Genomic DNA, 14,243 nt, shown 5'->3' on the forward strand with positions numbered 1-14,243 from the left:
GGGCAAAGCTTATAGCTTTTCTTAGTGCCATTCGGTCATTGGTCATTGCTTCTCCCCCACTCCCCACTCCCCACTCCCTGATTCCTAACTACCAAAACACTCACCGCCGCAGCTAAAGATGTGCCACACCAATGACAGCCAATTTGTAGATTCTCTCCTGGGGAAACTTTATGACATTTGGGGCATTCTAAGCCATAAGTTCCTGGCGGTGTTGGTGGATTGTACTGGTGTCCGATATGGACTGGTGGATCTGGTGGCAACAAAATTGTTGCTGGAATGCTGCCTGTGGAAATGCCAGTAACATTGAGTTTAAGTTGTCCCAAAGAGATACTAGTGCCTTCAGTTAAAGGCATTTCACCTTGAACTAATTGCCGTCCATCGACAATGGGAGGATTTTGCGATCGCAAATTCCTAATATAAAAGCGCTGTTGCTGGTGATGAAAAAATATTTCAACGTGCAGTCCAGAGACAGTGGGGTGACTCAGAACAATATCGCACCGGAGGGGATCGCGACCGATGCGGACAGTGCCATGATTTTGACTTGGCTGTTGTTCGTAAATATTCTGAGTTTTATCTTGACCTGCATCGTGCCACTGTAAAGTTAGTGCGTTCATCAAAAATGTGGGTGGAAACCCCGTCCTAAAACGTTGCGGAGGACGGCTTTACAAGACGCTATGAAGCAACAATTAATCCGGTTGAACGACGGATCAATTGCACCTTACTAGCGGCTATCTGTCCTAACCGTTTCCAGTTAGCAACGCTTACAGATATTTGTTTTTCAGTGTCGCCTGACACAAAGCCAAGTTCAGAAACAACTCTGAGTTCTAGTTGCCGATTGGCACGAATCGAGGGAGCCAGTTTAGAGCCTCTTCGATTGTGAAAGCGTTTCTGACGGTGCGATCTAAGACTGAATGCAACCTTGCGATTGATTCTGCGTCCACGTCTGCCACGTCGCATCATGGCGCGTTGTTCCATCCGGTCTTTGACCTTCTGAAATGGCAGTACCAAATGAGCCGTAAACAGCGTGACTTGAGAGGACTGAACGCCGATACCGGAATACAGTTTGCCGGGATCAATGCCAATCACAACGGGCTGAGTTTGGCTTGGTTTCGGTTCGTCTATCAACTGGACATAGAACTGCCCCAAGTCGTTAAACTTGCCGATAGCAAAACCCTCTCGAATCCACTTCCTGGCGCGACTCGGTTTAGTCGGCATGAGTGGTTGATTCTGACTACTGACAACTGGAATACGCATTTTAGAGATAATCCTGTGCGTGAGTTTAAGTCCCTTCGCCCAACCTGATGACAATGTCTTGCCTTAACGCAACGCCTGAACCAATCAGGCTGAGAGTGAATCCGAACTAGGGAAGTATTCGGAAGTCCGTGTGAAATCAAGTCTCAATGGGCTAGTAGTCCGTCAAGTTTAAATTGAGGGGTATTAATTTAGTTCGTAGTTGCGCTTTAGCGCTAAAGCGCAACTACGAACCCTAGTCTCTACTTACGTTGTCCGAATTGGTTCGGACAAGCTCCGTGGCTTCAGCCCGGAGTTAGTGACGGTTCTAACTTCGTAAATCGTATTTAGCTACTTCAACTTGTTTCTGTGCGATTCCTAACACGATTGAGTCGGTGGAAGCAAGTATTTAGAAAAAACTTCAACAAGAGACATCTTGCATAAATCAAAAAAAGAACCCCACCCCGCCTTTGACTTACGTCAAATTCTCCCCTCCCCGCCTGCGGGGAGGGGTATTAAAGACTTTTGTAAGAGGTCTAAGCTTTATTTTGCCGACGCTAGTTGATCAGCAATGCGTGTAGTTTCTGGCAGCCGATATTTGGGCGTGCAGCGTAATACATAGTCAATGGCGGTGGGTAAACTAATTCGATGACCACTGGAGATGTAGAGAGGTTTTACTCCTGTGCGCGATCGCAAAACTGCCCCAATGGTTTCACCTTCATGTATCAGTGGTTGCCAGTTCCCTTTAGTTTCTGCCAATTCCTCATACTTCCCTAGCAACCTGGACTTAGCTACACCAATTGTCGGTAGATCCACAAGTAACCCTAAATGGCTTGCTATACCTAATCTGCGGGGATGAGCAATTCCATTCCCATCACACAGGATGATATCTGGTATTGTTTTAATCTTCTCCAGGGCATCGAGGACGGCTGGAATTTCCCGAAATGAGAGGAACCCAGGAACATAAGGAAAGGTCGTAGGACGGTATGCTAGGCTTGTCTCAATTACTTGCAAATCAGGAAAACTCAGGACTGCGACAGCTGCACGGCTAATGGTTCCATCAGCTTCAAAACCCATATCCACTCCTGCAACGTACTGGATAGGTTCTGGCAGTTGATCGGAGGTAATTACTTGATATCGCAGCTTTTCTTGGATAGCTATAGCTTCTTCCAGTGTCGAAGGCCAAGTATGATCTCGATAAAACTTCATATTTTAAATTGGAAGTAAACTGATTAATATTAATCCTGTTAATTTGGCAAGGACAAAAACAAGAGTTTTTGATGTTGATCCAGGGAAAAGATATTTATTGTAAAAGTCTGTGAACGACTATCTTGATAATAGACATTTTAGCCTAGTTTAGCTGATATTTTGCATCATAATGTTACTTAAGGCTGTGAAGAGGGAATCCTGAGAATATAAGTTTATTTTCCGAGATTTTTCCTTTTACTGGTTATGACACTGCCAAATATTCTCAAACTTGCAAAACAGGGAGATGCAGAAGCGATCGCATCTCTGATGAACCGCCATCTATACCCCAAGGGGATCACTGCAAAAGTTGCCTTCAAAGATGCTTGCTTAGAGGTAATGCTAGAATCTGCCCAAGTACTAAATCAGCAAATTTTAGTTGCATTTATCCGCAAAGGTTTAACGGCTTTAGGGGCTGCATCTGTTGAAAAAGTGAAAGTTTATGGACAACAAACCGGTAAGGAGTTTCCAGCTTGGAGTAAGGAGTTTTATTTGGGTGTGGCAGAAGTAGAAGCAGTAGATAATGAAGAGTCTTCTAGCGATCCTCAAATTTTAACTATTTTTATTAATTTAAGTGGCGATACTGCACGGGAATTAACAAAGCAAGACTTTGAATTTATTGCCAATCAAATAAGCGCTGACATTTTAGCATCTTGTAGTGAAGTATTTATTCAAAAAGTAAGTATTAGTAATGGTAGCTCTGTGATTACAAGGGAACGTTAGTATTTAATTTAGCTCACATATAGACGTAGATAAAGAGTCTTAAATTTGGGGTTTTACAAGAAATCTAACAAATCCAACGGAAATTTTAAATATATGGCTTGAAAGATTTTAAAAATGTTAGTTTTGGCTGAGAAAGGGGAATTCTAGGATAGACGATAGTTTATCAGATTTTCGCATTTATTGGTTATGACACAGACGAAGCTTTTAGAACTTGCTAAACAGGGAGATGCACAAGCGATCGCTTCAGTAATTAATTACCTTTTAAAACCAAAAGATGTTAGTGCCAAGGTAATATTGAAAGATGGTTGCTTACAGGTAATTCTGGAATCTTTTCAAGTACCGGAGCAAGAACCATCAGTCACTTTTATTCATAAACTAATAATCAAGTTGGAAGCTAAAGCTATTAAGTCTGTAAAAATATATGGAAAAAATAAAGGACAAACCTCAGTAGCTTGGACGGATTATTTAAATTTTACTCCTGAGAATGAGGAGACTAAAAAACATTCCAGTATCTTACAACTTGCTAAACAGGGAAAATACGAAACACTCTCTCAAATATGGCCAGTTTGGTTTCCTTATCCTAGTTCTTGGCTTAGGGCAATTATTCTAGTTCCCATAGCATTTCCTGGCACACGTTTAATAGTCTTTGGATTCGCCGGAGTGTTTATATCAGTTCTTGGCAACAGCCCTATATTATTAATATTTTCTGTTTTATTCGGCTTATTAATACCAACAATTTTCTTAGCATTTGTCTACCATCTTTTCTGGTTTATTTGGCAAAAGCCTAAATCATTTAATAAATTACCTAAATGGATACCTACTTTGAATAGTTTATGGGCAGGTTTCTATGGCACAGTCGTTATGGGATTTTGTTTTATGCTAATCCTAACTATCTTTTCGGAATTAGCTTTTTCTAGTTGCAACTTGTACAATCAAATACCGGAATATTTCAATGGTTGTACGGGGAATTTAACAGGACGTGCAACAAATGGAATTTTTTACAGCATTGAAAATAATAATTTTTTAAGCCAACGTTGGTTCCTGATTTGGATGTTCAGTGCCGCATATCTCTACCAATTAGAACACTTGCTAATAAAACGCTTCATTCCTAAGCTCAAACTTATAGTCCAAAGCTTTCAAACTAGACCTAAAAGCGATAGTATTAATCAGACAGATTTAGAAATTGACAGATTGCGTGGTGATATGGGTCTAACCCAAATGCAGAAAGGCAAAAAACAGCTACTATCACTATCTCAATATCATTATAAAACACCTAGGAATTTCAGTAAAAAACTTCTGATAATTATGCTCATTCCCTTGGTTGCCATCGGAATATATTCATTAGTAAAAATTCCTAAAATAAAAGAAAAAGCACCAACTTCTATAGCTTCTCAAGTTACTTTGCCAACTCCATTTGCAACAGCACTCACACCTCAAACTGATATATTCCGAGAGGCAGTAAGTAAAGCAATTAATGCAGCTAACCTTACTCAATCAGCAAAATCTCCAGATGAGTGGAAAACAGTTGCAAGTCAGTGGGAAGCTGCGATCGCACTTATGAAAACTGTGTCATCTTCAAGCCCCAATTATATAGTAGCTCAACAAAAAATCAAAGAATATCAGAGAAATCTCAACTACGCTGAGAAAAATTCCCTTGGTAATAAGTAAAGCGATGTCTACGATGGGCTACGCCTACGCACCTCAAAGCTAAACTAGAGAAAGCAGAGCGTAGCTTGCCGCCGTAGACATCGCTCTTATTTCCACCTATCCTGATGAAATGGGATATTCCGACACTAATGAAGATAAATTATCATGCTTAATGGACTCAGGCAACAGACGATCGTCAAACCTGGTGGTGTAGTATAAATCTGTTCTTCAGAACTTCCAGCAGGTGCAACTGTTGAGGTAATAGTACTTCTGGAGTCACCCGCAAAGCATTCTGAAAAGCCTCTAACTAGCTTTATCGGATCTGCTAGAGGCAATTTTGCCACACCGGAAGAAGTGGATAACTTTATTCGCCAAGAACGAGATGCATGGGAATTCTAGATGCTATTCAAGGCACACGGATCTACCTCGATACCAACATTTGGATCTATGCTTTAGAGGGATATTCAGCATTCCTCGAAGATTTAACTCAGTTATTCCAAAGTGTTGATCAAGGTAATTTGAGTATAGTAACTAGTGAATTATCACTTGCTGAAGTATTGGTAAAACCCTTCCAAAATCATGACTTAGCTCAACAGAAAGCTTACAAACAACTGATTAGCAATTCACAGAATTTAACAGTGATTCCTGTCAGTCGTCATGTTTTAATTGAAGCCGCTCAACTCCGTGCCAGTATTAACATCAAATTACCAGATGCTATCCATGCAGCAACAGCACTCTTGATATCATGTTCGCTTGATTACTTATTAAACCCGAAGAACCCCACCCCGCCAAAGCTACGCTTTGTCTCCCCTCCCCGCAAGCTCTTAGGGGTTGGGGGTGGGGTGCAATGACTGTGGGAATCATAACTATTTATACGGACATGATATGACTCAATGCTCTACTTTTCTAACTAATGATCAGCGCTTTCGGAGGGTTCCTGATCTATCAATAATTTTGCTTTCTCAAATTAATTCTCCCTAGCAGTGTATTTTTACCAGTCACGCTGATAATATTGTGCCGCTTGCGACATATTAAATTGTAATAGCTTCTCGTCTCCCAATTTGTATCGCAAACTCGGCTTAAAAGGCGAAATATTCAAACTGCGAAGAATTTCTGACGCCACAGCCTTTGCTAGTAGCGGTGGTACAGAATTACCAACTTGCCTAAATCCGTGCCATTTAGTTACATGAAATCTAAACCAATCGGGGTAAGAATGCAATCTCGCTGCTTCCCTAACTGTGATACAGCGCGGCGTAATTGGATGAATTGGTCTAGGAGATGTGAAAGAACCCCTATACTTATCTGTTCCGGCTCTTAAAGTATTACAGACACCAGCAGGATGTAGCTTATGAAAACGACTAATTTTTTCTCTCTCGCCTTGTTGAGTCTCCTGAAAACGTTGAATAGTTTCCCCAGAATGTTTTGTTCTTAAACTTGAAGAAAGTATTCGCAAATCATATTCTCGTTTGTAAGAATAATCATCGTTTAGACATTTTAATCCGCGAAGCACAAGAGCATATTTACTAGGCTTTTCGTATTCTGCTACAACCCAATCTCTTATTAGTAACTCAGGATATTTTTCTATTTCAGGTAAATCTCTAATTGCATCCCATACTGTAGGACTCAATGGAATGTCAGATATGTTTTTTAAATTAGAATTTAAATTATTTACTAATGCTTGTTTAGTAATCGGTTGAGGGTATTTCGATAACTCTACATCTTCCCTTGCACCTATGAGAAACAATCTCTCACGAGACTGTGGTACTCCGTAATTTGCGGCGTTCAGAATTTGGTAATTTTCTTCTACTTTATAGCCGTAAATTTTAAACTCGCTAATCAAGTTTTGGAGGATTTGTTTATGTTCACCAACTGTGATTCCTCGAACATTTTCCATGACAAAGAACTTCGGTTTTAGCTCCAAAACCAGCCGATGAAAATGAAACACCAAAGAGTTTCGGGGATCATCAACAACCCGTTTACCAATTAGGGAAAATCCTTGACATGGAGAGCCAGAAATTACCACATCAATTTCGCGATCGCCAATCTTAGACCGATTCCTAATTTCTTCCCCGGTTGTATCCACAACACTTTTACATAACACTGAGCAATCAGGGAAGTTAAACTCATGTGTTGCACAGTGGATCGGGTCAATTTCCACAGAGGCTAACACATCAAAACCAGCTTGCTCAAAGCCAAGAGTCATACCGCCCGCACCAGCAAATAAATCAACTGCGATCGCTCTTTGTTTTCTCATCTCATAAGCCATGACACCTGTGAAGTACCCCAACTTGCCTTCGGCTGAAGTAGTTGCTCTCCCAAATTCAACTAGTACAAGGACGGTCTTATTCGTCTTCGGAGTTTCCCGTCTCAACCGCCCTGGCCACGTTAGGAATTTCACTTTTGGTGAAGTTCGGGACTAAACCCGATGATGGTCTGACAAAGCGTCCACAGGCAGCCGCCCGTCTACCACAGGCGGTTTGATTTTTATTCGCACAACACCGCTTGGATTCACGACAATAGTCAACCAGCTAACAGTGTTCTTTCCCCGATCTACCGATTTTTCTGCGGCAAGTATCTGACTACTACTTTGAAGTTAGCCTGTCTGTTCAATACGGTCGGGCGGGTCAACGACCATTTATATCATAACATAGATGTATTGCTAATATATATACATCATGAAAGAAAAATCGATGATGATCAGACTTTCTCAGAAGCGTTACGACAAACTCAAGCTCTATGCTCGAAGCAAAGAAAAAACAGTTACACAGTTGGCTGAGGATTGGATCGACAGGCTACCTAGCCCATCTATTGACGACGAAAGCACCCCACTCCCTAATCAACCTAACAGTTGATATCGGTCGGAGGTGATGAAAGTCGTCGTCCGGCTATCCATCCCCGCCCTGTAGAGGGACGGGGAATTCCGCCGAATCAGTTAAATATTAAATATACAAAAAATATACAAAATTTCCCCATTCCCTACTCCCCATTCCCCACTCCCTACTCCCCACTCCCCGGTAGCATTTGTAAAATTTCTTGAGCAGCGCGATCGCACACTCCAACTTCTCCCAAACACCGCCGCATTTCTTCATAATCTGCTAAAGTTTGCTCTCTGCGACTGGGGTTAAGTAGCAGATCCATCGCCGTTTGGACAATATTCTCTGGTGTGGCTTGCTCTTGTAATAATTCGGGGACAATCGCCTTCATCACCACTAAATTGGGTGGTGATGCAAAGACTATAGAACCTTTGAGGATTTTCCGAGCTATCCAAGCAGTTAGACGACTGAGGCGATAAACTACAACTTGTGGAACATTTAACAGAGCAAGTTCCAGGTTGACAGTACCAGATTTGCTAATAGCTAAATCAGCCGCCGCAAAAACTTCCTTTTGTTGACTTGATAGAACTGTAGCCCGTAAACCGTAACGCTCAATAGCCTCCTCAATTGGCTGTCTATAGACTTCCAGCGACAGGGGAATCCAAAAACGAACTTCAGGTAATTTAGCTTGAATAGTTTGGGCAGCTTGAAAAATTACTGGTAAAAGATATTTTAGTTCTTGGTGACGAGAAGCGGGGAGAAGTGCGATCGCTATTTCTTCTGGTGCAATCCCCAGTGTTGCACGGGCTACTTCCCGACTAGGAGCGTCTTGCATTCGGTCAACTAAAGGATGCCCTACCCAACGAACTTCTGCCCCTTTCTCTCGAAAATAACGGGCTTCTTGGGGGAAGATTGCCAACAGCTTATCTGTAAAGCCGACAATCCGCTTAGTGTTACGTAAATTCAATGACCAAGCCCACTCTTGGGGAGCAATGTAATACACCACCGGCACATTTGGTAAGTGCTGTTTCATGTAAGTCCCAATTCCCAGATTCGGACTCATGTAATCGATCAGCACCACTAAATCAGGTGGATTTTGCTTTAGGGAAGCGATCGCCTGACGTTGCACCTGAAGAGTTGGTAAAATATAGGGCAGCCCTTCTAGAATACCCATTGAGCCAATACTACTGGTATTTCCCAGCAGAATAGCCCCAGCCTCTGACATTTTTTCGCCACCCAGTGCCAAAATCTCCAATTCCAACCCAATCGCCACAGCTTGACGCTTCAGTGCCGTAATTAGCAGCGACCCTTGCAAATCGCCAGATACTTCGCCAGTGCTGATAAAAATCCGCATTTGATAATTAGTAATTAGTAAAAATTATGAGTTAGGAATGAATAGTTAAGAGTTAGGAGTGAGGAGTTAAAAATTTAAGTCATCAACTCATAACTCCTAACTCCTAACTTATAATTCACGATTCATCACTCACGCTTTTTTTCCCTTTACCGGGAATCAAGCCACGTCTTCCAGGCATCTGAGAAAGTAGCAGAAAGCGGCGCAGATGCTGCAATTCTTCGCTATCCCCTAACAATTCCAACTGTTCCAAAGCATTCTTAAAAGACAAATCAGAACGGTAGAGAATGCGGAAAGCTTTTTTCAGCATCAGCAAATCTGCTGAGTCCATGCCAGACCGTTTCAGTCCCACAAGGTTGAGGGTTCGCACCCGCGCCGGATTTCCTTCCACCAGCATATATGGAGCTACATCGCGGTCAATACGTGCCATACCGCCCACCATTGCGTGTCTACCAATACGCACAAATTGATGGACACCTAAAACTCCACTCAGCCTAGCGCGTGACTCTATATGAACATGACCAGCCAAGGCTACAGAGTTAGCAATCACTACTTGGTCTTCAATGACGCAGTTATGAGCCACATGAACATAAGCCATGAGCAGATTGCCATCACCAATTACCGTCGCTTCACCGGCACCAGTAGCGCGGTTAATGGTAACGTACTCACGAATCAAATTGTTATCACCAATTTTGACCCAGGTTGGTTCCCCCACAAACTTGAGATCCTGGGGTTCCATACCGATGGCCGCACCTGTAAAAATCTGATTTTGCGCCCCGATTTCACAAGGACCCTCTAGCACTGCATGAGCGCCGATTATTGTTTCAGGTCCCACTTTGACATGCGCTCCAATCACAGCATAGGCACCGACTTGCACTGTATGGTGGAGTTCCGATTTCGGATGAATTACAGCAGTTGGATGAATTAGCGTTTTCAAGGGTGAATCTCCAGAACTGTCTTGATAAGCCAGGGCCGGGGCGGGTTTCTGAGGCAGCGTGTGACTCTGCTTAAGAGAGTTATACAACTGCCATCCCATCGAGGCGACTGGTGTTGTTGAGGGTGAAGTATTTCAGTGAACGAAAGTGTCGGGCAAAGCAAGTTAAGTGTGTTTGTGAGTGCGTCTCGTAGAGAGGGCGTCCAAAATCAAGAAATTATCAGGTGCTGTAGTGGATTTTTTTACTGTTATCCTTTTCAGGATTCAGTAGAGGCATTTCACGGCTATGCCCATACCACGAAAGCAAACTTTTAGCTAACTAGAGAAAACATTAATTCCCCTTCACAAGCAAGTTTACCGTCAACTTCGGCACGACCTTGCATCTTACCGAAACGACGTTGTTTTACCCATAACAGTTCCACCGTCATTACTAGTTGATCTCCCGGTACGACCTGGCGGCGAAAGCGAACTTTATCGATACCAGCGAAGACAAACAGCCCGCCTTCTACCGAAGACATTTGAGTTAGGACAATGCCCCCAACTTGTGCCATTGCTTCCACAATTAGTACCCCTGGCATCAGTGGACGTTCAGGGAAATGTCCTTGGAAATGGGGTTCGTTGATAGTAACATTTTTAACACCAATAGCCTTTTTACCTGGAACGTAGTCAATTATTTTGTCTACAAGTAAAAATGGGTAGCGGTGGGGTAGCAATTTCTGAATTTCTTCAGATGTGAAGGTTGTTTTAATCTCCGAGCTGATTGTAGTTTCATTTATAGCCTGTGGTTCGGTAGATGTAGCTGTAGTGGTATCGATGGTATTAACTTCAGTGAGAATTGACATTGGCCTTGTAGTTGATTTTTCATCTGAAAGTGGAGTAGGCAGGCGTATATCCAAAGCCTTAATATAATCCTGGAGTTTAAACTTTAGATCCAATCCAAAATCTAAAATCGTTCGACTGAGCGACTTGTGTCGAGCATCTCGACTTCGCTCGATGGAGCCGGAGCCGAGGTAAGCCGAAGTCCAAAATCTAAAATTCTTTGAGCCAGTTGAATATGTAAATTATGACTGGCTTTATACGCTAAGAAATGAGCAACAGGAAAAGTCCCTAGTAAACTTAAATCTCCTACTAAATCCAAGATTTTATGACGGACTGGTTCATTTGCAAATCTCAATGGTGGATTTAGCCAGCCTTCTGGCCCACAAACGAGTGCATTATCCAAACTACCACCTTTAATTAACCCTGTTTTTTGTAAGTGTTCAATTTGATGCAATAACCCAAAAGTACGGGCAGGAGCAATTTCTGCCGCAAAGCTAGCAGAAGCTTTTCCTAGTTCAGCCGTTAGTGACCAACTATGCCATTGATTACCAATGGCGGGCAGGTCAAAATCAATACCGTAACTAAAGCGGGTTTCTGGTGATGGGAGGGCACATACAAAGGCATCCCCTTGATATACCCAGATTGGTTCTGTAACAACCAAGGTAGCTTGGTTTTTAACGGTTTGTGATACTAAGCCAACTTGGGCAATGTTGGTTGTCCACAAACTTGCTGAACCATCCACAAGCGGAACTTCTGGTCCATCAATTTCAATCCGAGCATTATCCACGCCCATACCCGAAAGTGCTGCCAACAAATGCTCTACCGTGCGAACAGATATCTCACCCTTACCCAACTGAGTTGAGAGAACAGTGTGACTAACTGCGGCAACTTGGGCTGGAATGATCGGCAAATCCGGTAAATCTACCCGCACAAAGTAGCGTCCACTTCCCGCCTCAGCTGGTAGTATCCGCACCTGGGTAATCACACCGCTATGTAGTCCCACCCCTATTTGGGTGATTTCGGCTGCTAGAGTGTGTTGTTGCATAGCCGAAAAGTCAATATATTTCCTTTAGTATTGTTCATCGTCTGTTTTGGTAAAATCCCTGATATTCCCCTAAAAATGTCATTAATCCCTTTATCGGAACAGTATTGAGGTAAATGTAACAATTAGCAAGCTAATCCAGAAAAGTTAATTGTCATTTGTCAGTTGTCCTTTGTGATTCACTAATAACTAATGACAAATTAAAATCTTTCGCCAATACCGAAATTAATCTGGCTACCACCCTCATCGTTGATACCGTAATCAATCCGAATTGGCCCCAGTGGAGACTGGACGCGAATGCCAAGACCATAACCATAGCCAGTACCGTTTTTGTTCAACAATTCAGCTGCTTGAGTACTGGTTCCCAGGTCACTACCAGCATCAAAAAATAGTGCGCCACTAACTACTGAAAAAACTGGGAACCGATACTCAACTGATGCTTGCACATAACTGCGCCCGCTACCTAAGTCTCCTTCTCCATAACCCCGAACGGAGTTGCTACCCCCAAGGGTAAAAGCTTCGTAGGGAGGCAAGTCACCGAGAATTGTTCCTGCTTGGAAGTTAAATGCTAGAGTTTGTGAGCCTTTTTTAGAGAAGCTAATCAACTTGATGGGTAAATATTGGCTGTAGCTCCCCCGTAATCTGGTGAGGAGAATGTTGCCTAGTCCTATAGGGGCTGACTGATCAACACCAAGGCGCAGATAAGAACCTTTGGTGGGTTGCAAAGGGTTATTACGGAGATCGTGCTGTATACCGACTTGAAGCAGCAACAAATCATCTTGACCTCCTGGAGACTCGGTTAATTGAGTCGTGGCTGGTTGTGCGACAATATTTCCATTCGGGTCGAGCGGATTGCCATTACCGTCAAATAGCCCACCTGTTCTTACGAGATTACCACCAGCATCACGCGCGGAAACTCGTTGATACTGTAAACCTGCTGAGGCTGACCATGCGGAAGTTTTGTAGGGATTAGAGGACAGGGGACGGCTAAAAGTGACACCACCACCTAAACGGAGAATGCGGGGGCTGGCCTGAGAATCTGTATTAGTGGGATTATTTGGGTCAAATGTATTAATATTCCGATCTTTGCCCTGAAAAATCAACGAAATAGAACTGCGGCGAAAAATATCGGTTGTGTAGGAAGTTCGGTAGGGATCTCCTGCAATCCAGGGGTCTGTGAAGCGCAGGTCAAACAGCACTAAATTCTGCTGTCCCACCTGTATTTCTGCTCCCAGTTTTTGGTTTCTACCATTCAGGTTTTGCTGTTGATAGCTAAGAGTGCCAAAAAGTCCGCTAGCAGAACTAATCCCTGCACCAGCCGCAATGGAACCACTGCTGCGTTCCGCTACATTCACTACTACATCCACCTTACTGGGGTCACTACCAGGGTCAAGGGACACATTCACATCCTCAAACAGTCCCACTCCATACACGCGCTGTAGGTCTTTTTGGACTGTGTTGCGGTTGAATACTTGTCCTGGCTTCAACTCCAATTCTCGTGTAATGATGTATTCTTGTGTCCGTCCCCGAATCGGTTGTCCCTTCTCGTCTGTATCCTGACCATCTTTATTACGGAACCGGACTCTAATGTTTTCTACTACCCCTTCTGCTATTTGCAAGGTAACAACTCCGTTTTCAGAGACTTGTGGCGCTCCAATCACGTTGGCTAGCACGTAACCTTGGTCTTGATACCGCTTGTTTAACTGCTTGATGCCTTCTTGCAAGTCACGCAAGTTGAGGATTTTGCCATACTGCTCCCGAAATACTTCATCGGCAGTATTAGCTGGTAGTACAGAAGCAACACCAGTGCCAGGATTGGCTTGCACTTCTACCTTGGTTAGGACGGGGTTAGGCTGGACAACAAAGCTCACCCGTACTCCCAAGGGGGTATCTTCTGGCGCTGCTTGAACGTTGGAGAAGAAGCCAGTACCAAAGATAGCGTTAATATCTTCTTGCAGTTGACTGCGGGTTGTGGTTCGTCCTGGTTGGGTACGAATTACTTTGTAAACTTGGTTTTCTAGTTCTGGCGATAGTTGCCCAGTCTGCGATCTAACTACTACTTCTGATACTAGTACGCGGGGGTCGTTGGCTTCTGGGGTTGTGTTGGGTTGAGTATTTCCCGGAGTTGTCGGCGGGTTAACATTCTGCGGATTGGGATTAACACCTGGGCTTGGGGCAGGTGTTCGTTGTTGACTACCTGGGAATGGAGTGTCTGGAGTTGCTGATGGCTGGCGATTTGTGGGTAATAAAGGTTCCGTTGTCGGTGGATTGGTATTTTCTGGGACTGGAGTGGGTTGGGTATTTTCCGGAGTTGTCGGCGGGTTAGGATTCTGCGGATTGGGAGTAACACCTGGGCTTGGGGCAGGTGTTCGTTGTTGACTACCTGGGAATGGAGTGTCTGGAGTTGCTGATGGCTGGCGATTTGTGGGTAATAAAGGT

14 protein-coding genes are annotated in these 14,243 nt (G+C 43.4%); 4 read left to right on the forward strand and 10 right to left on the reverse strand.

Annotated features, from left to right (window positions below):
• Nucleotides 1–35: 35 nt before the first annotated feature.
• From V7K97_RS08275 to nfi, 3 genes are all read right to left on the reverse strand, one after another.
• Nucleotides 36–614, reverse strand: a complete 579-nt coding sequence (locus V7K97_RS08275) for an FHA domain-containing protein (RefSeq protein WP_334800380.1) — start codon at nucleotides 612–614, stop codon at nucleotides 36–38.
• 58 nt (nucleotides 615–672) lie between these two features.
• Nucleotides 673–1,254: an RRXRR domain-containing protein gene (locus V7K97_RS08280; RefSeq protein ID WP_334800382.1), complete on the reverse strand. Its 582-nt coding sequence runs from the start codon at nucleotides 1,252–1,254 to the stop codon at nucleotides 673–675.
• A 519-nt stretch (nucleotides 1,255–1,773) separates the two neighbouring features.
• Complete coding sequence (gene nfi / locus V7K97_RS08285; protein ID WP_334800384.1) at nucleotides 1,774–2,439, reverse strand: deoxyribonuclease V; 666 nt, start codon at nucleotides 2,437–2,439, stop codon at nucleotides 1,774–1,776.
• A gap of 243 nt (nucleotides 2,440–2,682) precedes the next feature.
• Between nfi and V7K97_RS08290 the strand changes: the two genes are divergently transcribed.
• Nucleotides 2,683–3,198, forward strand: a complete 516-nt coding sequence (locus V7K97_RS08290; RefSeq protein WP_334800386.1) for a hypothetical protein — start codon at nucleotides 2,683–2,685, stop codon at nucleotides 3,196–3,198.
• Between the two features lie 294 nt (nucleotides 3,199–3,492).
• Nucleotides 3,493–4,866 carry a hypothetical protein gene (locus V7K97_RS08295; RefSeq protein ID WP_334800388.1) on the forward strand — a complete coding sequence of 458 codons (1,374 nt, stop codon included), beginning with the start codon at nucleotides 3,493–3,495 and terminating at the stop codon, nucleotides 4,864–4,866.
• A 125-nt stretch (nucleotides 4,867–4,991) separates the two neighbouring features.
• On the opposite strand, the gene V7K97_RS08300 is transcribed toward V7K97_RS08295, so the two are convergent.
• Complete coding sequence (locus V7K97_RS08300) at nucleotides 4,992–5,189, reverse strand: hypothetical protein (RefSeq protein WP_334800389.1); 198 nt, start codon at nucleotides 5,187–5,189, stop codon at nucleotides 4,992–4,994.
• 42 nt (nucleotides 5,190–5,231) lie between these two features.
• Between V7K97_RS08300 and V7K97_RS08305 the strand changes: the two genes are divergently transcribed.
• Nucleotides 5,232–5,696, forward strand: coding sequence for a type II toxin-antitoxin system VapC family toxin (locus V7K97_RS08305; RefSeq protein ID WP_334800390.1), 465 nt, complete (start codon nucleotides 5,232–5,234; stop codon nucleotides 5,694–5,696).
• Nucleotides 5,697–5,836: 140 nt separating this feature from the next.
• Here V7K97_RS08305 and V7K97_RS08310 read toward each other — a convergent pair whose 3' ends face one another.
• On the reverse strand, nucleotides 5,837–7,111 hold the full coding sequence (locus V7K97_RS08310) for a DNA cytosine methyltransferase (protein ID WP_334800397.1): 1,275 nt from the start codon (nucleotides 7,109–7,111) through the stop codon (nucleotides 5,837–5,839).
• Nucleotides 7,112–7,535: 424 nt separating this feature from the next.
• On the opposite strand from V7K97_RS08310, the gene V7K97_RS08315 reads away from it, so the two are divergent.
• Complete coding sequence (locus V7K97_RS08315; RefSeq protein ID WP_334800391.1) at nucleotides 7,536–7,697, forward strand: hypothetical protein; 162 nt, start codon at nucleotides 7,536–7,538, stop codon at nucleotides 7,695–7,697.
• A 145-nt stretch (nucleotides 7,698–7,842) separates the two neighbouring features.
• On the opposite strand, the gene lpxB is transcribed toward V7K97_RS08315, so the two are convergent.
• The 5 genes from lpxB to V7K97_RS08340 form a co-directional block, all read right to left on the reverse strand.
• Complete coding sequence (gene lpxB / locus V7K97_RS08320; protein ID WP_334800392.1) at nucleotides 7,843–9,012, reverse strand: lipid-A-disaccharide synthase; 1,170 nt, start codon at nucleotides 9,010–9,012, stop codon at nucleotides 7,843–7,845.
• A 115-nt stretch (nucleotides 9,013–9,127) separates the two neighbouring features.
• Entirely contained in the window at nucleotides 9,128–9,946 is an 819-nt protein-coding gene (gene lpxA, locus V7K97_RS08325) for an acyl-ACP--UDP-N-acetylglucosamine O-acyltransferase (protein ID WP_334800393.1), read from the reverse strand.
• A 308-nt stretch (nucleotides 9,947–10,254) separates the two neighbouring features.
• A complete protein-coding gene (gene fabZ, locus V7K97_RS08330) occupies nucleotides 10,255–10,785 on the reverse strand; it encodes a 3-hydroxyacyl-ACP dehydratase FabZ (RefSeq protein WP_334800394.1) in 531 nt (176 codons plus the stop codon).
• A 101-nt stretch (nucleotides 10,786–10,886) separates the two neighbouring features.
• A complete protein-coding gene (gene lpxC / locus V7K97_RS08335) occupies nucleotides 10,887–11,807 on the reverse strand; it encodes a UDP-3-O-acyl-N-acetylglucosamine deacetylase (RefSeq protein ID WP_334800395.1) in 921 nt (306 codons plus the stop codon).
• 197 nt (nucleotides 11,808–12,004) lie between these two features.
• On the reverse strand, nucleotides 12,005–14,243 hold a 2,239-nt coding region (locus V7K97_RS08340; RefSeq protein ID WP_334800396.1), incomplete at its 5' end, for a BamA/TamA family outer membrane protein.

It is taken from the genome of Nostoc sp., from assembly GCF_036917815.1.
Classification (GTDB): domain Bacteria; phylum Cyanobacteriota; class Cyanobacteriia; order Cyanobacteriales; family Nostocaceae; genus Nostoc.